General features: G+C 47.9%; 19 protein-coding genes and 1 pseudogene. 11 read left to right on the forward strand and 9 right to left on the reverse strand.

The features are described 5' to 3' along the window. The 4 genes from otnK to LQ901_RS09830 all read left to right on the forward strand — a co-directional run bounded on the left by otnK (window position 1) and on the right by LQ901_RS09830 (window position 4,226). Window positions 1-1,260: a 3-oxo-tetronate kinase gene (otnK, locus tag LQ901_RS09815; protein ID WP_233672226.1), complete on the forward strand. Its 1,260-nt coding sequence runs from the start codon at window positions 1-3 to the stop codon at window positions 1,258-1,260. Then, window positions 1,253-1,885: an aldolase gene (locus LQ901_RS09820; RefSeq protein ID WP_233672227.1), complete on the forward strand. Its 633-nt coding sequence runs from the start codon at window positions 1,253-1,255 to the stop codon at window positions 1,883-1,885. The genes otnK and LQ901_RS09820 overlap by 8 nt, the downstream gene beginning before the upstream one ends. Window positions 1,886-1,887: 2 nt before the next feature. After that, window positions 1,888-2,664 carry a 2-oxo-tetronate isomerase gene (gene otnI, locus LQ901_RS09825; RefSeq protein ID WP_233672228.1) on the forward strand — a complete coding sequence of 259 codons (777 nt, stop codon included), beginning with the start codon at window positions 1,888-1,890 and terminating at the stop codon, window positions 2,662-2,664. Between the two features lie 95 nt (window positions 2,665-2,759). Beyond that, the gene (locus LQ901_RS09830) at window positions 2,760-4,226 is read left to right on the forward strand and encodes a GntP family permease (RefSeq protein WP_152106771.1); all 1,467 of its coding nucleotides are present in this window, start codon (window positions 2,760-2,762) and stop codon (window positions 4,224-4,226) included. Window positions 4,227-4,396: 170 nt separating this feature from the next. Here the strand turns inward: LQ901_RS09830 and LQ901_RS09835 are convergent, their stop codons facing one another. Continuing rightward, window positions 4,397-5,662: a site-specific integrase gene (locus LQ901_RS09835; protein ID WP_233672229.1), complete on the reverse strand. Its 1,266-nt coding sequence runs from the start codon at window positions 5,660-5,662 to the stop codon at window positions 4,397-4,399. 371 nt (window positions 5,663-6,033) lie between these two features. After that, window positions 6,034-6,939, reverse strand: a complete 906-nt coding sequence (locus tag LQ901_RS09840; RefSeq protein WP_152136058.1) for a GlxA family transcriptional regulator — start codon at window positions 6,937-6,939, stop codon at window positions 6,034-6,036. Window positions 6,940-7,129: 190 nt separating this feature from the next. On the opposite strand from LQ901_RS09840, the gene LQ901_RS09845 reads away from it, so the two are divergent. Next, window positions 7,130-7,651: a cysteine hydrolase family protein gene (locus LQ901_RS09845; protein WP_152136059.1), complete on the forward strand. Its 522-nt coding sequence runs from the start codon at window positions 7,130-7,132 to the stop codon at window positions 7,649-7,651. A 109-nt stretch (window positions 7,652-7,760) separates the two neighbouring features. Here the strand turns inward: LQ901_RS09845 and LQ901_RS09850 are convergent, their stop codons facing one another. The 6 genes from LQ901_RS09850 to LQ901_RS09875 all read right to left on the reverse strand — a co-directional run bounded on the left by LQ901_RS09850 (window position 7,761) and on the right by LQ901_RS09875 (window position 12,969). Beyond that, window positions 7,761-8,075, reverse strand: a complete 315-nt coding sequence (locus LQ901_RS09850; RefSeq protein ID WP_152136060.1) for a hypothetical protein — start codon at window positions 8,073-8,075, stop codon at window positions 7,761-7,763. Window positions 8,076-8,184: 109 nt separating this feature from the next. After that, window positions 8,185-9,546 carry an MFS transporter gene (locus tag LQ901_RS09855; RefSeq protein ID WP_152136061.1) on the reverse strand — a complete coding sequence of 454 codons (1,362 nt, stop codon included), beginning with the start codon at window positions 9,544-9,546 and terminating at the stop codon, window positions 8,185-8,187. Between the two features lie 70 nt (window positions 9,547-9,616). Further along, window positions 9,617-9,904 (reverse strand): ferredoxin-like protein FixX, encoded by a 288-nt coding sequence (gene fixX, locus LQ901_RS09860; protein ID WP_112866528.1) that lies wholly within the window; start codon window positions 9,902-9,904, stop codon window positions 9,617-9,619. Then, window positions 9,901-11,187 (reverse strand): FAD-dependent oxidoreductase, encoded by a 1,287-nt coding sequence (locus LQ901_RS09865; RefSeq protein WP_152136062.1) that lies wholly within the window; start codon window positions 11,185-11,187, stop codon window positions 9,901-9,903. Before LQ901_RS09865 ends, fixX begins: the two co-directional genes overlap by 4 nt. A 53-nt stretch (window positions 11,188-11,240) precedes the next feature. Further along, entirely contained in the window at window positions 11,241-12,182 is a 942-nt protein-coding gene (locus tag LQ901_RS09870; RefSeq protein ID WP_112866526.1) for an electron transfer flavoprotein subunit alpha/FixB family protein, read from the reverse strand. A 13-nt stretch (window positions 12,183-12,195) separates the two neighbouring features. Next, on the reverse strand, window positions 12,196-12,969 hold the full coding sequence (locus LQ901_RS09875) for an electron transfer flavoprotein FixA (RefSeq protein WP_152136063.1): 774 nt from the start codon (window positions 12,967-12,969) through the stop codon (window positions 12,196-12,198). A 425-nt stretch (window positions 12,970-13,394) separates the two neighbouring features. Between LQ901_RS09875 and caiT the strand changes: the two are divergent. The 6 genes and pseudogenes from caiT to caiE all read left to right on the forward strand — a co-directional run. Continuing rightward, window positions 13,395-14,906 (forward strand): annotated as a pseudogene (caiT, locus tag LQ901_RS09880) (L-carnitine/gamma-butyrobetaine antiporter); the annotation flags it as partial. Window positions 14,907-15,038: 132 nt separating this feature from the next. Further along, complete coding sequence (gene caiA / locus LQ901_RS09885) at window positions 15,039-16,181, forward strand: crotonobetainyl-CoA dehydrogenase (protein WP_152136064.1); 1,143 nt, start codon at window positions 15,039-15,041, stop codon at window positions 16,179-16,181. A gap of 66 nt (window positions 16,182-16,247) precedes the next feature. Further along, on the forward strand, window positions 16,248-17,468 hold the full coding sequence (caiB, locus tag LQ901_RS09890) for an L-carnitine CoA-transferase (RefSeq protein ID WP_112866523.1): 1,221 nt from the start codon (window positions 16,248-16,250) through the stop codon (window positions 17,466-17,468). Window positions 17,469-17,532: 64 nt separating this feature from the next. Continuing rightward, window positions 17,533-19,086, forward strand: a complete 1,554-nt coding sequence (caiC, locus tag LQ901_RS09895; RefSeq protein ID WP_233672230.1) for a crotonobetaine/carnitine-CoA ligase — start codon at window positions 17,533-17,535, stop codon at window positions 19,084-19,086. Window positions 19,087-19,161: 75 nt separating this feature from the next. After that, a complete protein-coding gene (gene caiD / locus LQ901_RS09900; RefSeq protein ID WP_152136066.1) occupies window positions 19,162-19,947 on the forward strand; it encodes a crotonobetainyl-CoA hydratase in 786 nt (261 codons plus the stop codon). 6 nt (window positions 19,948-19,953) lie between these two features. Continuing rightward, on the forward strand, window positions 19,954-20,550 hold the full coding sequence (caiE, locus tag LQ901_RS09905) for a carnitine operon protein CaiE (RefSeq protein ID WP_152136067.1): 597 nt from the start codon (window positions 19,954-19,956) through the stop codon (window positions 20,548-20,550). Between the two features lie 116 nt (window positions 20,551-20,666). Here the strand turns inward: caiE and caiF are convergent, their stop codons facing one another. Next, window positions 20,667-21,056: a carnitine metabolism transcriptional regulator CaiF gene (gene caiF, locus LQ901_RS09910; protein ID WP_152136068.1), complete on the reverse strand. Its 390-nt coding sequence runs from the start codon at window positions 21,054-21,056 to the stop codon at window positions 20,667-20,669. Window positions 21,057-21,073 lie beyond the last annotated feature (17 nt).

Raw genomic sequence — 21,073 nt, forward strand, 5'->3', positions numbered from 1 at the left:
ATGTTATTAGGTGTTATCGCTGATGATTTTACCGGCGCAACTGATATTGCAGGCTTTTTAGTCGAAAATGGCATGCGGACAGTACAACTCAATGGCATACCGTCAAATGAGACACACGTTGATGCAGATGCAGTAGTGATCAGCCTCAAATCACGCTCCTGTCCTGTTGACGAAGCCATTGCTGACTCTCTTTCTGCTCTATCTTGGTTGCAAAAGCAGCAATGCCAGCAATTTTATTTCAAATATTGCTCTACCTTTGACAGTACAGAAAAAGGCAACATTGGTCCCGTCACCGATGCACTGCTAGACGCTTTAAATGAAAATTTCACTATCGTGTGCCCAGCATTGCCGGTAAATGGCCGTACCGTATTTAACGGCCATTTGTTTGTTCTCGGAGAGCCCCTCAATGAATCAGGAATGCGTCATCATCCTGTTACTCCGATGACAGATTCAAGCGTTGTTCGCCTAATGAAAGCACAATCAAAAGGTGAAGTTGGACTAGTGAACTATCAAACTATCGAAACCGGTAGTGAGCAAGTCTGTTCTAAATTTGAAGAGCTACGCACTAAAGGCTGTCGCTATGCTGTAGTCGATGCTTTTGAGCCAAAGCACCTGGACACGCTGGGGGAAGCCGCAAAACAGCTGAAGCTAGTTACGGGTGGTTCTGGGCTAGCCGCTGGGTTAGCAAAAAATTGGGCATCCTTCCTTACAGAGCAAAACTCAGTAAAAAAAGCCGGTTATCCAATCAAGGCCAAAACCGTCATTCTTTCCGGCTCTTGTTCAATCATGACCAATAAACAGGTCTCCGTATATCAAACAAAAGCACCGCACTATGCAATCGAAGTAGAAGCCTGCCTAACCGATGAAACTTACAGTACGCAAGTCTGCAAATGGGTCCTAGCAAATCTAGATGCTGGTTATGCACCCATCGTCTTTGCTACTGCCGAACCTGAAAAATTAAAAGCCATTCAAAGTAAGTTTGGCGCTGCTAAATCCAGCCATGCCGTTGAAAAATTCTTTAGTTTACTTGCCTCACAACTCAAAGAACTCGGTGTTAAAAATTTCATTGTTGCAGGAGGTGAAACCTCTGGGACCGTCACTCAAAGTCTTGGCGTTGAAGGCTTCCATATCGGTCCACAAATCGCACCCGGCGTGCCTTGGGTGAAATCACTCGATGGAGAGCTATCGCTAGCGCTTAAATCCGGCAATTTTGGTGATGAACTCTTCTTTGAAAGAGCGCAGGAGTTTTTTTATGAGTGATATGAAACTGCGGCAACAAGTAGTAACTCTAGCGCGATCAATGTTTGAGCGAGGTTATGCAACTGGCGGCGCGGGTAATCTCTCTGTCAGGCAACCAAACGGGCATTTTCTTGCCACACCAACCGGCTCATCATTTGGACGCTTAGTCGCTGAAGAACTATCAGTCGTAGATATTGATGGGACGCTTATCTCCGGCAAAAAAGCATCGAAAGAAGTCGCTTTTCACCTAGCGATTTACCGTAACAATCCAGCCTGCAATGCTATTGTGCATTTGCACTCCACATACCTTACCGCTCTGTCATGCCTTGAAAACTTAGATCATGACAACGCCATTAAACCGTTTACACCTTACTACGTGATGCGTATAGGTAAACTACCGGTGATCCCATACTTCCGTCCAGGTCACCCTCAAATTGCAGAAGAGCTTGCCAAGCGAGCTGGCGATTATCGCGCCTTTCTGCTCGCTAACCATGGCCCAGTGGTAACGGGTTCAGATCTGATTGATGCCGTTGATAATGCAGAAGAGCTTGAAGAAACCGCAAAGCTGTTTTTTTTGCTAAAAAATCAAACAACTAGATATCTGACTGATACTGAAGTATCGGATCTCCAAGGAAGAGGAAAATAATAATGGCTCGATTTGCAGCAAACCTCACTATGCTGTTCAATGAAGTGGAATTCCTTGATCGCTTTGCAAAAGCTCATCAAGTAGGATTTCAGGCTGTTGAGTTTCTGTTCCCATATGCCTATGAACCTCAAGTTCTGGCTGAGAAACTGAGCCAATTCAATTTAGAGCAAGCTCTGTTTAACATGCCGCCTGGTGATTGGGATTCAGGTGAACGTGGCTTCGCAGCTATTCCTGGACGCGAAGATGAATTTCAGCGTAGCGTGGATATCGCTCTAACTTACGCAAAAGCGTTGAAATGTAAAAAAGTCCATGCAATGTCAGGCCTCGTAGATAACAGATATAGTTACGAACAACACGTTGAAACCTTTATCAATAATATCCGCTATGCAGCAGATAAATTTGCCGAACACAGTATCGACCTGCTTATTGAACCACTCAACTCACGCGATGTTCCAGGTTATTTCATCGCTCACCAACGAGATGCGGTAGAACTAATAAAGTTAGTGAATCGACCGAACGTAAAACTGCAATTTGATGTCTATCATGCACAAATTATGGATGGGGACCTAACCGTACTGATCCGTGATTTAGCTAGCTATATTGGACATGTACAAATAGCGTCTATTCCTGATAGACATGAACCTTCAGAAGGCGAAGTTAATTACCAACACATTTTCGACCAATTTGATATCACCGGTTACCAAGGATGGATTGGTTGCGAATATAAGCCAAGAAAAACCACGTTTGAAGGGTTAGTTTGGCTACAAAAATATATCTAAATTTAAAAATAGAACGTAAGTATACGTCGATTTTATTGCCTTCTTTTCGAAGGCAATCTTTACGTGAAAACTAAATCTGAAAGGCAGGAAACATAATGAATACAGCATTAATAGGAATAATTGTGGGGATTATCGCCATGATGGGGATGATCATAAAAACACGAATCCCTGTTGCTCTTGCGATGGTACTGGCAAGTATCATTATGGGATTATTTGCCGGTATGGCGCCAACCGAACTCATCAATGCAATTCAAGCCGGTTTTGGTGGCGTGCTTGGCGGCATCGGTCTCATTATTGCGTTCGGTGTAATCATGGGGGCTTGCTTTGAACGCTCAGGTGCCGCAGTTCGCATGGCAAAAACATTTGTTAAACTTTGTGGTAAAGGTCGAGAAGACATTGCTCTTGGTTTAACAGGAGTTCTAGTCGCTATTCCTGTTTTCTGTGACTCTGCGTACATCATTCTACACTCATTGGTGCGCGCAATTTCTCGTAATACCGGCAAATCAGCTGTAGGGCTGGGTGTTACCCTTGCACTTGGTCTTCTCATTACCCACGCACTTGTTCCGCCTACACCAGGTCCTGTAGCCGTCGCTGGTATTCTTCAGGTTGACCTTGGGGTTTACATGCTATGGGGACTGATGGTTTCCATTCCAATGATGCTACTGTCCTTACTGTACATCCGTAAAGTCGGAGATGAGTATTACCGAGTACCGGAAGGACAAACATGGATCACCTCTCAAGCTGATTGGGCTAACTTGGAAAAAGTACAAGAAGCTGATGAAAAAGCGCTGCCAAGTAACTTCCTCTCATTTGGCCCCATTCTCATCCCTATTGTGCTAATTCTCGCTAATACCTTATTGGGTAAAGGTGATTCTGCTATTCAAACTCTGCTATCACTGATTGGGAATCCAGTCGTTGCAGTAGGTATCGGTGTTCTACTGGCCCTGTACGGTCTGACTCGTCACATTGACCGTAAAGATATCATTGGTTCAATGGATGATTCTCTGGCAACAACGGGCTTAATCCTTGTGGTCACTGGTTGTGGTGGAGCGATGGGTGCGGTTCTTAAAGCCTCAGGCGCGGGGCCACAAGTAGCGGAAGCAATTGCGAGCAGTGGGATACCTCCTCTTTTAGTTCCCCTTGCCATTGCCTCACTACTGCGCCTGATCCAAGGTTCTGCGACAGCAGCCATGATGGTAGCCGCAACAATGACGCTGCCTTTAGTTGAAACACTTGGATTAGATCCTGTATTCGTAGCATTAGCATGTGCTGTAGGTCCCGTAGGATTCTCTCACCTCAATGACTCCTACTTCCACATTATTAGCCGTACACTTGGTATTACCGAACTCGGTGACCAACTAAAGATTTGGACTGTAACAACCACCATTGCTTGGGCAATTGGTGCCAGTATTGTAATGACGCTGAATTTTATATTTGGCAAAGGTGGCACACTGGTTGATCCTATCGTACCTTTTGCCGTATTGGCTGCAATTATGATCTGGGTAAAATCCAGAGAAAAAATGTCAAAAATTGAGGTAGACGCAGAAACTCAGGCAAACTAATAACACAACTTTAATCTGCAATATAATATTAAGTGCTGGTCAGAATAACTCTTTGCCAGCACTTAATTACTTTCAATCGTTTTCATGGGAAAACCTCCTCAATTACCTCATTCAAAATCAATGTTGTCCTAAACTTCATTTAGACCATCAAAATATATTAAAAAATAAACTTATCTTGCGACCTGCTCCTCCACCATCTCGCCCCATGCTTGCCATAACGCTCGAGTTTTATCTTCGTGCTTTGAACGGTGATAAATGCGAATCAGTTTGTTCATGGGTTGGTGGTTTAAGCAAATCTCGATAACCCGCTCTTCTGCCCCTAGGTGCTCTGCCCAGTTGGTTGCCGCGCTGCGCCGCAAATCGTGCACCGTAAAAGGCTCGAGATCGGGCAACGCTCGCTCTTGTAAGCGATTCAACGCGCGCGTAATCGAGCTCGGTAAAATCGGTTGGTCTGCCGAGCGGACAGATTCGAACACAAACTCCCCTGACTTTTGTTCGGCAATGATTTGCTGCGCTAATGCGCTTAGGTAGATGGTATGCGGCTTGCCATTTTTAGTTTCAGGGATCACCCAAACATCGCCATTAATCTGAGAGCGTTTCATTTGCGTCACTTCGCTACGCCGAGCACCCGTGAGGATCAATAATTTAATCACCGCGCATGCCGGTGGTGAAATAACGTTAAAGCGCGGCTTTGCATCGTGATTTTCGTATTTAGCCACTTCGACATCTAACGCCAACCATAACTGGCGTAACTCAGGTAGTGTCAGCCAACGCTCGCGTGGGCGTGTCGTGATATTGAAGTCTTTCGGGCGCAGAAGACGTGCAGGGTTAATCATGATCATGTGTCGAATACGGGCGTAATCGAGCGCCATACTGATAGTCGTCAGCGACTTGCGAACTTCCTCGCCACGACTTTTTTGATTTTTCGATGAGGAGCGTGATGTTCGTCGGGCCGACTCAAGTGCGTTCGCCAGATGCGCGGTGGTCAACTCATCTAGCCGGATTTTGTCTAAATGACGCTTTAAATGTAGATTCCAGCGGCTACGGTGCCCAGCTAAGGTTGTTGGCTTTAGCTCACTGGTTTGCTCACGAAACTCAAGCCAACGTTCAACCGCCATCCCCACGGTACACATAGCCTCATTACTGGCTTTCTCTTGCGCTTTTTGCATTCGAGGATCAATACCTCGCTGCACCAGCGCCACCGCCTCTTTGTGTGCAACCCTTGCTTCCGCTAAACTCATAGCAGGATAGCTGCCTAGGGTCATTTTTTGCTGTTTACCCGCAATATAGTAGCGATAAAGCCAACTCTTACTGGGTCGACCGGCGCGCGCTTCAATAGCAAGGCCCGGACCATGACGTGACTTCACCGCACTAACAATTCGGTCTTTGCCCGCAGGGGGTGTGAGTACAGCAACTTCACGGTCCTGATTCAGCATACTATCTCCTAGAAAACGCTCTTTTTTGGCTGTTTGGCGTACTTACCGGCGTACTTGTTTAGCACGTGATAGCCCAAAACAACATTGAATCTCTTTGGACGGTTTTCTGCCATAACAAGTTGATAAAAAAGCGATTTAACTCGAAGATTCAGATGCTACAGGACGCAATAAAACACACCCTGTCTGCTCTCCTAAGGGGAAGGTCACAGGATAAAATTCGGCCAAAATAACCAGCACATTTCCTCGCTAAAACCTGTGCTAAACCAGCAACAATATTTGCTCGAACCCCCTCGAGATCTCTCCGATATTGTGTATTGACCCATTGAACATTCTATCGAATACCAATATCAACAAACGGCAGCACGACAACTTTAACGACCAAAACGTTGACGAAATGCGCTGGGTGTTAACCCCATGATGCGGATAAAGGCTTTCCGACAAGCTCCGCTATCGTCATACCCCACCTGATTGGCAATCAGCGTAAATGAATCGGTGGTTGTTTCCAGCAGTTCACATGCCCGTTGGATGCGCAGGCGCTGTAGGTATTCGTAAGGGGTGTGGCCGGTGGCTTTGGCAAAACGGCGTAGCAAGGTGCGCTCTGTCACCGCACCTTGCTGACTTAATTGTTTAAGCGTTATAGGTTGCGCCAGATGCGCCGCTAACCAACGCTGTAATTTCTCTATCATGCTATCGCCGTGCAAAAACGATGGCATAAACTGCTGATAAAAGCGCTGCTCGCGCTCGGCGGTATCGACCACCAACAGCTTACCCAAATTACGCATCACCTGCGCTGATGCGTAGCGCGCGACCAACTCCAAACCTAAATCCACCCATGACATTAACCCTCCGGCACTGATCACATCACCATGATCAATCAAGATGGCATCTGTTTTGAGCGGTTGTTCGGGAAACTGCTGCGTAAAACTCTCAGCCAATCCCCAGTGGGTGGTTACCGGACGTTGATGCAATACTCCGGCGCCAGCCAGCATAAAACTGCCCGTACAGGCTGAGGCTATCACGCTACCGCGCTGATGGGCTTTGCGTAACCACGCCAGCACCTCCATAGCCATAAAGGGCGCAGTTCCCGGCGGTAGAATCACCACATCAAAATGAGTATTAACACCAAACGGATCGGTAAAAATAGCAGGCGAAAACTGTACCTTGAGCCCCTGCTGGCGGCACTGCGTATTGGCCAGCTCAAACATCTCTTCCAGCCCATAAACTGCCGATTTTAGTGCCTGAGGATAGTGATAAATGCCAAGTGTAATCTTCGTCATCGCCGCCTCAATGCGCATCTTATTCACGTGATAATTGTCGGTATTGGACTGTTTTATGTCATTTTAGACACTACAGCAAATGCCACGTCAGCGTCATACTCCTTACACGCTTTACTCGATGTATTACCACTATCTCGTTCAACCCTAGCGCTGTTAATACAATGATCTTGTACTGGTAGGAGTGCGCCAAATGGAAAAGACTGCATTACTGATTATTGATCTACAAAATGATTACTTCGCTGCCGGAGCCTTTCCGCTGTGGCAAGCCGAAGAGACCAAAGACCGCATTGTAGCCTTCATGCATAAAGCGCAAGCGGCAGGCGTAGAGATTATTCACGTGCAACATATTGCCGATCCTGCGTTAGGCTTAGCGCCATTTTTTAATCAAGGCACACCCGGCGCGGAAATTCACCCGGATGTTTTGGCCGCAGCCCCTAATGCACCGATAGTGGTTAAAACTTTTGCCGATGGTTTTGTGAAAACCACATTAGAACAAGTGTTGTCAGAAAGAGGCGTTAGCCGTTTGTGGGTGGCCGGCATGATGACGCAAAACTGCGTTACCCATACGGCAATCTCACGCTCAGCAGAAAAGTATGATGTCGCTATTTTGCTCGACTTATGCACGACTGTTTCTGAGATGCTGCATCTGATTGCTTTACATGCGGTTTCCACACGAATGGCATTAACACCAAGCGCTACACTATTGCCATAATAACCAAGCAAAAGGAATCGGTTATTAATCGTAGAAATAGCAATGTAAGCGGTATTCATCATTACCGAACGCCGCTTTATTTCATCACCAATATGTCATAACCGAAACTTCATAATGAAGAAGAAAATAGCGCCGAAATAGCCCCACCAATGCGCATGAAGAAATGACCAAACTCGGTGAGAACATGCACGAACAACAGCGGCCAACGATAGGCGATGAACATAGCCGTCATGAAGCCTAAAAAGAAAAACCACGCGGGAAATAACCAATGGCGAGATGCCTGTTTTTCACGGGCATAGCTATCGTAGCTCTCTCTTCTTTTCTGTTCGTGATAAGACGGCCTTTCTCCTGCGGAATAACCAAGATCAGAACGCTCTCCATCGCGAAACTCTCGGGGATGATAAATATCGTTGGGGTCAAACATAAGCAGCCTCCTTGCTAGTCAATACTAACAAAGAGGCATCGGTTAATGGCGTTAGGAGACTAAAACCGGAAGGCCATGCACAAAAACGTTTACCCATTATCAGCCAGAATCATTTTACAGATTTTGGCACTGGCACATATTCGGTTTTAGCCGTACGTCGAAGCGATAAACTTCCAGTTTGCATCAAATTTAACCCACGTGTCTCTGGTGCAAACACCATGGAAATGAGCAGTCCAACCAACGATATCGCAGCACCAATCAACATGACATTGCTGATGCCATGGTTGGCAATAAAAATCGGCAAGCCCCATACAGACACAATCGTACCAATCCGGCTTAATGACATAATTACGCCAACGGCAGAAGCACGAATATCGGTTGGGAAAAGCTCATTTGGGTACAGCCACTGCAATATCCCTGGTCCGCCAGAGAAAAACGCATAAATAGCAAACATCATCACAACGAGTCCAATGCCCAAGCCTGGGAAAAAGCCTAATGCTGCCAACGCTAGCGTCATCATGGCGAAGCTGCCGATTAAAAGTGGCCGCCGGCCGATGCTATCTAACCAAAACATGGCGGGAATACAACCCAGCATAAAGAATAGGCTAATAATCATATTTCCCAGCGTTGCACTGCGCCCTTGCTCTAAACCGAGTAACCCGACGATCTGCGGCCCAAAGGTATAAATGGCAAACATCGGAATGACCTGACAGGTCCAAATCGCAGCAATGAATAATACAAAGGGGAAATGACGACGTGTAAACAGCTGTGAAAATCGCGTTTCTTTTGGTGGCTCTTCCTCAAAAACCACCCTTTCACCGAAGAGCTTAATCATCATTTGATCACACTCTTCAACCCGGCCTTTACGCAATAACCAACGCGGTGACTCCGGCAAGTCAAAACGGCCAATCAGAATAATCAGGCAAGGAATAAACGCACTACCAAGCATCCAACGCCAGCCGCCTTCTATCTCATACAAGCAATAGCCCACTAAATTGGCACAGGTCGCACCGACGTACCACATTGCGGCAATAAATCCCATCGAGAACGCGCGTTGATGTGTATTAGAAAACTCCGTGACCATAGAAGTGGCAATGGGATAATCTGCACCGATAACGATGCCAATCAGTAGCCGCATGATTAGGAGTTCAAAAGGACTGGTGACAAACATGGTTGCCACTGATATCACACCAATGGCCACAATATCGATGAGAAACATTTTACGCCGGCCGACTTTATCTGAAATATAGCCAAATAATGTCGTACCAATAAATAATCCGGCCAGGGTTGCTGCACCTAGCAACCCTATCCATTCAGCATCAAGATGTAATACTGGTGTTAATTGCTCAAGTGCAACACCAATAATAACCAACACATAACCATCCAGAAACGGCCCCCCACTTCCCCATAGCATGATTCTGCGGTGAATGGATGAGAATTTGATATCATCAAAGTTCCTTGGCTGCTGCATGGTTATTTCCTGTGTTATCGACAAAAGAAGGGATCACCGTGTTTATCACGCGTTAACATCACCGCGGATATCAGCCGTAGCGAAACTCCACGCCAAAAGTGCCGCGCGGATATTCCCATTTCTCTAATGCTGTCTCAAGACCCAGAATTCGACAGGTGCCACATTCCAGACATCCGGCATAGTCAAAGCGCACACTTCCGTCGTCTTGCCGTTTATATAAACCAGCTGGACAGGCTTTCATTACTACATCGAGCGCGTGTTTATCTGGCGCGGTTTTCAAAATAATGTGTGGATTTTCTTCATCGACATTAAATTTATTCACGCCTAATTTGACGTCTACGTTGACGGGCGAAGTCATAATGCTGTTACTCCTCTAATGCCATCTTTCATCAGGTTGATAAAACCAACCTTCTTGCAATGACTCAGGATTTTTTTACGCATCGGCACTGGCGCTTGGCCATCAATAGTGAAGAGATCACGCGCAATACCGACCACCATTTCAGGGTAATAAGTAAACATGCGCGGGTTATCCAAAAATGCTGGCATACGTTGGTACATCCGCATATCGCGCATTGGCCCGTTATCCAAATGCTGTTGGTACTCGGCCAGCCCTTCTTTACTAAAATCATTGCGTTTCATGGCTGATAGCACGGTTTTCGCCGCTGCCTCACCAGCAGAAACCGCCAAATCCATACCGCGAATGGTAAAGCCCAAATTCATGCACATACCTGCCGCATCACCGGCAATCAGAACACCTTCACCCACTAACTCAGGCTGCATATTGATACCGGCTTCCGGCACCACATGTGCGGCGTATTCAACCAGCTTGCCACCGGCAATCAGTGGCGCAATGGCAGGATGCTGCTTAAAATCTTCCAACATCTGCGGGACTGATTTTTTCGACTCTTTCACGTGATGCAAGCCACACACTAGGCCAAGTGAAAGTGTGCTCTCATTGGTATACAGAAAACCACCGCCCATCAAACCATCGGTCGGTGAGCCGGCAAACAAACATGCCGCCCCTTCATTGCCTTGTAGCTGAAAACGGTCTTCAATCACTGATTTAGGTAACTCAATCAGCTCTTTCACCCCAACCGCGACATGCTCCGGTTCAACACGCTTAGCCATCCCCAGTTTTTCGGCTAACAAAGAGTTAACGCCATCGGCCAAGATGACCACTTTTGATTCGATCACATCACCATCGGCTTCGACGCCTACCACTTTGCCATCACGCTGTACCACGTTATCCACGCGAATACCGGTGATCAGTTGTGCCCCCGCCTCTTCAGCTTGTTCCATCAACCACGCATCCAACTTGCTGCGTAATACCGAATACGAAACCTGCCCAGGCTCGGTTGGCTCACCATTTTGGTAATTTACTGACATCGCACCGTTTTCAGTCATGAATGCCAGTTTTTCGTGGGTGATCACCCGCTCAATCGGAGCATGCTCAGCAAAACCAGGCAGAATACGCTCCAAACTGTGCGCGTAGATACGTCCACCCGTTACATTTTTCGAGCCGGCAGCATTGCCGCGCTCAATCACTAATACTTGCGCCCCTTCCCGGGCTAACACCAACGCAGCAACGGAGCCAGCTAACCCCGCTCCTACGATGATGGCATCAAAGATATCGTCAGACATACGAACTCCATTACCTGTCTGTGGCAGGGTGTGATTCGCCCTGCCTCAATCAATCAACGTGCTAACGCAGAGGTCAGGGCGGGCAGGATTTTCAGTGCATCACCGACAATGCCGTAATCGGCATACTGGAAAATCGGGGCGTTTTTATCTTTATTGATGGCAAAAATCGTCGCTGCGCCGTTGGCACCGACCATGTGCTGGATCTGACCTGAAATCCCCACGGCCAGATACAGATCCGGTTTGATCATCAGATTGGAAATGCCCACATAACGCTCATGCTCCATCCATTTTTCATTTTCAGCCACAGGGCGTGAGCAGGCTAACTCCGCGCCAATGCTCTGACACAGGGCCTCAGCAAAGGAGATATTCTCTTTACTGCCAATTCCTCGGCCAACACTCACGACCAAGCGCGCTTTGTCAAGATCAACGCTATTGCTCTGACGCGCTTGCGTCGCAATGCGAGATACCGTCACCGCTGGCGCTTGCCATGGCACAAGATGTGATTCGCCAGTCCGTGCGGTATCTGCTTGCGCGGGCTCAAAAGTGCCACTGCTGACGGTTAAAATGGCAAACGGTGATGTAATGCTCTCTTCACCTATCGCTAAGCCACCATAAACCATATGTTTGGCAGTCGCCTGTCCCTCTTGCAAAGCCAGAGCACTCACATCATTAGAGACAGCCCCTGACAAACGGAAACCCAACTTGGCCGCAATCAATTTGCCACGGCGGGTATTTGGCAACAGCACTAACCCCTGTGCGCTCTGCTCGCGGATGGTGGCCGCCATTGCAGTAGCATAATCTTCCAGCATGCCGTCTTCCGGTTTCCCAGTCAGCTGCCAAACATGTTCGGCCCCCAAATGAAACGCCGGCGCAATCTCAGATTCATTCAACACAAACACATGCACATGTTCAGCACATGCCTGCGCACCGCTCATCAATTCAGGCAGACGAGCCGGTGTATCGCTAAATACCCAAACATTGGAAAACTTGCTCATGACATCCCCCTTATTAATTAACGACTTTGCGCAAATGATCAGCAAACGCAGCGATTTGGTCTTCGCCATCCCCTTCAATCACAATACGCTGGCGCTCACGTTGCTTAGGTGCAGCAACCTGTTGTACGGAGTACGCATCCTGCGCATCTAACCCAATATCAGCAGGCTGCCACACTTGAACTGGCTTTTTGGCAGCCCCGAGGATGGCTTTCATGGAAGGAATTTGGGGGGAATTAATATCCGTAGACACCGCTACTACGGCAGGTAGAGGAATGCTCAGTGTTTCAATTTCATCTTCTAACTCACGCTCAACCGTCAGCGTGCTCTCTGTCAGAGCGATAATCTTGCTGACACCGTTGATAGCGGGAATATTCAGCATTTCGCCGACTAACAAACCCACCTGTTGAGCATATAAATCAGCGGAGCCATCGCCACACACAATCAGGTCAAATCCTGATTTTTGTGCCGCTGCAGCCAATGCCGCCGCCGTCTGCTGTGGTAATGCCTGTTCAAATTGGTCATCAATCACAACCAATAATTCATCCGGTCCGCGTGACAGAACGTCTTTACGCCCTTTCGCATTCGTTAATGCTTTACCGCCCACACTCAGCGCAATAACTTGCACATCCGCAATTTGTTGCTTTAACTGACAAGCAGCCTCAATTGCATTGAGATCGTATTGACTGATTTTGACATTGGCTTTGCTGATATCTAATGAGCCATCAGCATTATTGATCACAATATCCTGCTCATCAGGTACACACTTATAGCAAGTGATGATCTTCATTAATCGCATCTCCAGAAATGATGAAGGAAACGTCACCAATATTGGCGTTGTTAAATACAGATATCACGCCAATTAATTATGAAATGAAACCCCAATCACCAATACTGAAAATAAGCGAGATGAATAAAGCTAACGTTCAATATTGCTACTCAACTCACCAATATTGAACATACACATCGATAAAAACGCTCAAAAACACAATTAACACACTGTTTTAAAAGAAAATTAATCTAATGAAATAGATAAAAAACTTAATGGGAAAGTGTGATTAATATCGTAGAGCGCAGCAGGATGAATACCCATTATAAGTTACTTGTTAATGTATTTCGTTATTGAACAACACTCAACATTAAATTAACAAACATGAGACAAAATAAATCACCTAGACCGAATTATTAATTTCGCCTTGATAATGGAAATCAACCATGAAAGATGAAAACAGAAAGTCAGGAATTGACAAGAAAGTATTCTTTCCGCCCTTAATAATTGTCGGATTTCTCTGTTGGCTAACCGTCAGGGATCTGGATGCAGCCAATATTGTGATTAACTCCGTATTTAGTTATGTCACCAATGTGTGGGGCTGGGCATTTGAATGGTACATGGTCGTTATGCTGATCGGCTGGTTCTGGTTAGTCTTTGGCCCGTATGCGAAAAAGAAATTGGGTGATGAGCCACCTGAGTTCAGTACCGCCAGCTGGATTTTCATGATGTTTGCCTCCTGTACATCGGCGGCCGTTCTGTTCTGGGGCTCCATTGAGATTTACTACTATATCTCGACCCCCCCCTTTGGTTTTGAACCGTTCTCCGCCAACGCCAAAGAGCTTGGCCTCGCTTACAGTTTATTCCACTGGGGTCCGCTGCCTTGGGCAACCTATAGCTTCCTTTCTGTTGCGTTCGCCTACTTCTTCTTTGTGCGCAAAATGGATGTGATTCGCCCCAGCTCAACCCTGACCCCGTTGGTGGGTGAAAAACACGCCAAAGGCTTGTTCGGCACTATCATCGATAACTTCTATTTGGTTGCCCTGATCTTCGCCATGGGAACCAGCCTCGGTCTGGCAACCCCGCTGGTCACCGAATGTATGCAATACCTGTTTGGGATCCAGCGAACTCTGGAATTGGATGCCATCATCATCACTTGCTGGATCATTCTCAATGCCATCTGCGTGGCGTTTGGTCTGCAAAAAGGGGTTCGTCTGGCCAGTGATATCCGTAGCTACCTGAGCTTCTTAATGCTGGGTTGGGTATTCATCGTCAGTGGCGCTAGCTTCATCATGAACTACTTTACCGACTCGGTAGGTATGTTGTTGATGTATCTGCCACGCATGCTCTTTTATACCGACTCCATTAGCCAAAGCGGCTTTCCACAAAGCTGGACGGTCTTCTACTGGGCTTGGTGGATTATTTACGCCATCCAAATGAGCATTTTCTTGGCTCGAATCTCTCGTGGCCGGACTGTGCGCGAACTGTGCTTCGGTATGGTGATGGGTCTGACCGCTTCCACCTGGATCTTGTGGACCGTACTGGGCAGTAACACCTTACTGCTGATGAACAACAATATCGTCAACATCCCAGAGCTGATTGAACAATACGGTGTGGCACGCGCCATCATCGAGACTTGGGCCGCACTGCCGCTGAGCACGGTCACCATGTGGGGATTCTTTATCCTCTGTTTCCTGGCCACCGTCACCTTGATTAATGCCTGTTCGTACACCCTTGCCATGTCAACCTGCCGCGAAATTCGCGAAGGGGAAGAGCCGCCATTGCTGGTCCGTATTGGCTGGTCAGTACTGGTTGGCATTATCGGGATTGTCTTGCTGGCACTGGGCGGTTTAAAGCCAATTCAAACTGCCATTATCGCCGGAGGCTGCCCACTCTTCTTCGTCAACATCATGGTGACATGGTCTTTCATTAAAGACGCCAAGGTGCATTGGCAAGAGGGTGAGCCGGTAACTGAAACGCACCACGAGCTAGCAGAAACCCATCTCGTATCACCCGTATTGTCAGAACAACGCCAAAGTACATTGGAAAAATAAGCAAATTAAACCATAAATATATCAAGAGGTTGAAAAATGGATTTTAACTTAAACGATGAGCAGGAACTGTTTGTTGCCGGTATTCGTGAGCTGATGGCCAGTGAGAACTGGGAAGCCTATTTTGCTGAATGTGACCGTGACAGTGTCTACCCTGAGCGCTTTGTGAAAGAGCTGGCGGAAATGGGCATCGACAGCCTGTTGCTCCCCGAAGAGCACGGTGGTCTGGATGCAGGTTTTGTCACGCTGGCTGCGGTCTGGATGGAGCTTGGCCGCTTAGGCGCCCCAACCTACGTGCTGTATCAATTGCCAGGCGGCTTTAACACCTTCCTGCGCGAAGGAACACCTGCCCAAATCGACAAAATCATGTCATTCCGCGGTAGCGGTAAGCAAATGTGGAACTCTGCGATCACTGAGCCTGGCGCCGGCTCTGATGTAGGTAGCTTGAAAACAACCTACTCCCGCAAAAACGGCAAAGTGTACCTCAATGGCAGTAAGTGCTTTATCACCAGTAGTGCCTACACCCCGTACATCGTGGTGATGGCGCGCGACGGTGCGTCTCCAGACAAAGCTATCTACACCGAATGGTTTGTGGACATGAGTAAGGCGGGGATCAAAGTTAACAAGTTGGACAAGCTCGGCCTGCGCATGGACAGCTGCTGTGAAATCAACTTTGACGATGTCGAGCTGGACGAAGAGGACATGTTCGGTCGCGAAGGCAACGGCTTTAACCGTGTCAAAGAAGAGTTCGACCATGAGCGTTTCTTAGTGGCCCTCACCAACTACGGCACCGCCATGTGCGCCTTTGAAGATGCCGCGCGCTATGCCAACCAACGTGTTCAATTTGGTGAAACCATCGGTCGCTTCCAGCTGATTCAGGAAAAATTCGCCCACATGGCGATCAAGCTTAACTCTATGAAAAACATGCTGTTAGAGGCCGCGTGGAAAGCCGACAACGGCACCATCACGTCTGGTGATGCCGCTATGTGTAAATACTTCTGCGCCAATGCTGCCTTTGAGGTTGTCGATACCTCCATGCAAGTGTTAGGCGGTGTCGGGATCGCCGGTAACCATCGCATCACCCGCTTCTGGCGTGACCTGCGCGTTGATCGCGTCTCCGGCGGCTCCGATGAAATGCAGATCCTAACCCTTGGCCGCTCCGTATTGAAGCAGTACCGCTAAGCCATCACACAGCAAACCCCATCGCCACAGATGGGGTTTCTGATATCCCAGAATAGGAATTACGTTATGACCGATCATTTATCGATGCCTGTCTTTGGGCCGCTTGCCGGGCTTAAGGTGGTCTTCTCCGGGATCGAAATTGCCGGCCCGTTTGCCGGACAAATGTTCGCCGAATGGGGCGCCGAAGTTATCTGGATTGAAAACGTAGCGTGGGCCGATACCATCCGCGTCCAGCCCAACTACCCGCAATTGTCCCGTCGCAACCTGCACGCGCTGTCATTGAATATTTTCAAAGACGAAGGACGTGACGCATTCTTAAAGCTAATGGAAACCACAGATATTTTCATCGAGGCCAGTAAAGGGCCGGCGTTCGCCCGCCGTGGTATCACCGATGAAGTGCTCTGGCAGCATAACCCCAAATTGGTCATTGCCCATTTGTCTGGATTTGGTCAATTTGGCACCGACGAGTACACCAACCTGCCGGCCTACAACACTATCGCGCAAGCTTTCAGTGGATACCTGATTCAAAATGGTGATGTGGACCAACCGATGCCGGCGTTCCCGTACACGGCCGACTATTTCTCCGGCATGACCGCCACCACCGCCGCACTGGCGGCGCTGCATAAGGTCCGAGAAACCGGCAAAGGGGAAAGTATTGATATCGCCATGTACGAAGTGATGCTGCGTATGGGCCAATACTTCATGATGGACTATTTCAATGGCGGCGAAATTTGCCCGCGCATGACCAAAGGCAAAGATCCTTACTATGCCGGCTGTGGATTGTACAAATGCGCCGATGGCTACATCGTGATGGAGTTGGTGGGGATCACCCAGATCACTGAGTGTTTCAATGACATTGGCTTAGCGCACATTCTGGGCACCCCTGAAGTGCCAGAAGGCACCCAGCTGATTCATCGCGTCGAATGCCCTTACGGACCACTGGTCGAAGAAAAACTCGATGCGTGGCTGGCACAGCATACGATTGAAGAGGTTCAAGCACGCTTCGCTGAACTGAATATCGCCTGTGCCAAAGTGCTGACCATTCCTGAGCTCGAAGACAATCCACAATATGTGGCTCGGGAGTCGATCACCCAATGGAAAACGATGGATGGCCGAACCTGCAAAGGTCCGAATGTCATGCCGAAGTTCAAAAACAACCCAGGGAAAATCTGGCGTGGCATGCCATCACACGGCATGGATACCGCCAATATTCTCAAAAATATTGGCTACAACGAAACAGAAATCGAGGCTTTGGTTAGCAAAGGGCTCGCCAAAGTGAAGGACTAAAATGCGTCGCGCTAGCCGGTTCTCCGGTTAGCGCGCTCGCTCAACTAAAATGGACCGATGTGTAATGGATATCGTTGGCGAACAAAACTTGCGTCAGATGTGGGACGACTTAGCCAGAGTGCATGAGGATAAAACAGCGCTGATTTATGAATCCTCCACCGGCGATGTGCAGCAATTTAGCTACCGCTCGCTCAACGAGGAAATCAACCGCACGGCCAACCTCTTCCATGAACAGGGGATCCGCAAAGGCGACCACGTTGCCTTACATCTTGATAATTGCCCTGAATTCATTTTTTGCTGGTTTGGACTCGCCAAAATCGGTGCCGTCATGGTGCCCATTAACGCCCGTTTGCTACGCGATGAAAGTGCGTGGATTTTGGCGCACAGCGACGTACGCTTACTGGTAACCAGCCCACAGTTTTACCCGATGTTCCGCCAAATATACGATGAAAACAACGCACTCATTAATCACATCTGTCTCATTGGCAACGATATTCCCAACGATCAGGGCGTAAGCAGTTTTTCTGCGCTCAAAGCGCAACAACCCACCACATTGTGCTACGCCCCACCGCTGTCTACTGGTGATACGGCCGAAATTTTATTCACCTCCGGCACCACATCCCGCCCAAAAGGGGTGGTAATTACTCACTACAATCTCAGATTCGCTGGCTACTATTCCGCCTGGCAATGTGCCCTGCGTGACGATGATGTTTATCTGACCGTGATGCCGGCGTTTCATATCGATTGCCAATGCACTGCGGCTATGCCTGCATTCTCTGCCGGTAGCACTTTCGTCTTAATCGAAAAATACAGTGCTCGTGCATTTTGGAAACAAGTACGGAAATACCGCGCCACCGTCACCGAGTGCATCCCGATGATGATCCGAACGCTGATGGTGCAACCTGAAACGGCAGACGACAAACAACACCATGTGCGTGAAGTGATGTTCTACTTAAATCTGTCAGAACAAGAAAAAGACGCCTTTACGCAGCGATTTGGGGTTCGCTTACTCACCTCCTATGGCATGACCGAAACCATTGTCGGCATTATTGGCGATCGTCCCGGAGATAAGCGACGCTGGCCGTCCATTGGTCGCGTCGGTTTTGGCTATCAAGCTGAAATTCGCGATGAAAATAATCGCCCTCTTCCCGCAGGACAAATAGGCGAAATCTGCATTCAAGGTATTCCCGGTAAAACCATTTTCAAAGAGTACTACAACCGCCCTGACGCCACAGAAAAAGCATTAGAGGCTGATGGCTGGTTGCATACTGGAGACTCCGGTTATTGTGATGAAGAAGGTTTTTTCTACTTTGTCGATAGACGCTGCAACATGATCAAGCGCGGCGGTGAAAATATTTCCTGCATCGAAATCGAAAACATCCTCTCCTCACATCCGAAAATTCAGGATGTGGTTGTTATTGGTATCAAAGACTCAATCCGAGATGAAGCAATTAAAGCCTTTGTCGTCATTAATGAGGGCGAAGAGTTAAGCGAAACCGAATTTTTCGAATTCTGTGAACGCAACATGGCGAAATTTAAAGTGCCGTCTTTCATGGAGATCAAAGCCGATCTGCCACGCAACTGTTCAGGGAAAATAATCAAAAAACACCTTAAGTAAATTTCCACATTTTCGACCCAGTGATCTCGGCGAGTGCATAAACAAGCACATGCATAAAAAAACAAAGGAGTGAAAATGAGTAATTCATTACAGATAACTCGCAATGGACCTATTCTAGAAATCACATTAAATCGCCCCAAAGCCAATGCGATTGATGCCAAAACCAGTTTTGCTATGGGAGAGGCATTTCTCAATTTCCGCGACGATCCGGAATTACGGGTTGCCATTATCACCGGTGCCGGTGAAAAGTTCTTTTCCGCCGGATGGGATTTAAAAGCTGCCGCCGAAGGCGAAGCGCCAGATGCCGATTTTGGACCTGGTGGCTTTGCAGGATTAACTGAAATCTTCGATCTCAATAAACCAGTCATTGCCGCCGTCAATGGCTACGCATTTGGCGGCGGTTTTGAGCTAGCGTTGGCGGCCGATTTTATTGTCTGCAGTGAAAATGCCAGCTTTGCTCTACCGGAAGCCAAATTAGGTATCGTTCCCGATAGTGGCGGTGTTCTGCGTCTACCGAAACTGTTACCTCCCGCTATCGTCAATGAAATGGTGATGACTGGCCGACGCATGAGCGCCGAAGAAGCCTTACGCTGGGGCGTGGTCAACCGCGTTGTGCATCCAAAAGAGTTGATGGATAGCGCACGTGAATTAGCACAGCAGTTAGTCAACAGCGCTCCATTAGCCATCGCGGCACTGAAAGAAATTTATCGCACCACCAGTGAAATGAGTGTCGAAGACGGTTATCGCTATATTCGTAGTGGAGCGTTACAGCATTACCCTGCGGTACTGCATTCAGAAGATGCGCTGGAAGGGCCGCAGGCCTTTGCGGAAAAACGCGATCCTGTCTGGAAAGGACGCTAAGTCACCATGACCTACTATGCCTTTGAAGGGTTAATTCCTGTCGTACATCCCGATGCTTATGTCCACCCAAGCGCAGTGGTGATTGGCGATGTGATCATTGGCGCAGGAGTCTATATTGGGCCCTTAGCTTCACTGCGCGGTGATTATGGCCGACTCATTATTGAGAAAGGTGCCAATGTGCAAGACGGTTGCATTATGCACGGTTACTGCGATACCGATACCATCATCCATGAAAATGGGCATATCGGGCATGGCGCCATCTTGCACGGTTGCGTGGTTGGGCGCGATGCATTAGTGGGAATGAATAGCGTCATCATGGATGGGGCAACTATCGGCGCAGAAAGCATTGTCGCGGCAATGAGCTTTGTCAAAGCCGGATTCACCGGAGCAGCACGACAATTGCTCGTTGGCTCACCGGCTCGCGTTTTGCGGGATGTCACTGAACAAGAGTTACATTGGAAGCGTCTGAATACCCAGGAATACCAAGACTTAGCTGTACGCTATAAAACCGGGCTACATGAAACCCAGCCATTAAGCCAAGCAGAGCCACATCGACCACGACTCAAAGGCACCACGGAGGTCAAACCGAAATCCACACAATAAAAATGCATTAATGCCCGATAAATCAAGTGCATCGGGCATTATCTACCAACGGAAAAGCAAGGGGGACATCCACTCCCTCTTGAAGTGGCTAGGCGAGCGCTAATCCAATGCGCCGTTTAGCCACGCATGCTTTTAGACAGCATCATCTTCCATTTTTGTTCGCAATTGAGCTCTGATGGTGGAATCGCCGGTATACGCGGCGTACGCCCGGTACTGACCGTATTTTTGACCGTACCTAAACGCGCATATAATTGAGAATCAATAGTATTGACTCTAATTAAACGCTGGCATTGGCATCCACGGCCTTCTAATTGATTAGGGATCGTCTTTGTTTCACAATTAATTTCATTCACGTCGGACAAAATGTATGAAATTATATTTGTCACCTTACAATGATCTAAATCAAAATATTGAGCTATCTCCTTTGCAGTTACCCAACGATTTTCATTCTTAACCCAATCCGCAATTAACAAATACATTGGTCTCTTTACACTTTCGCAACCCATAAATAAATCCCTCTATT

The sequence above is a fragment of the Plesiomonas sp. PI-19 genome (assembly GCF_021368255.1).
GTDB lineage: Bacteria > Pseudomonadota > Gammaproteobacteria > Enterobacterales > CAMTGL01 > Plesiomonas > Plesiomonas shigelloides.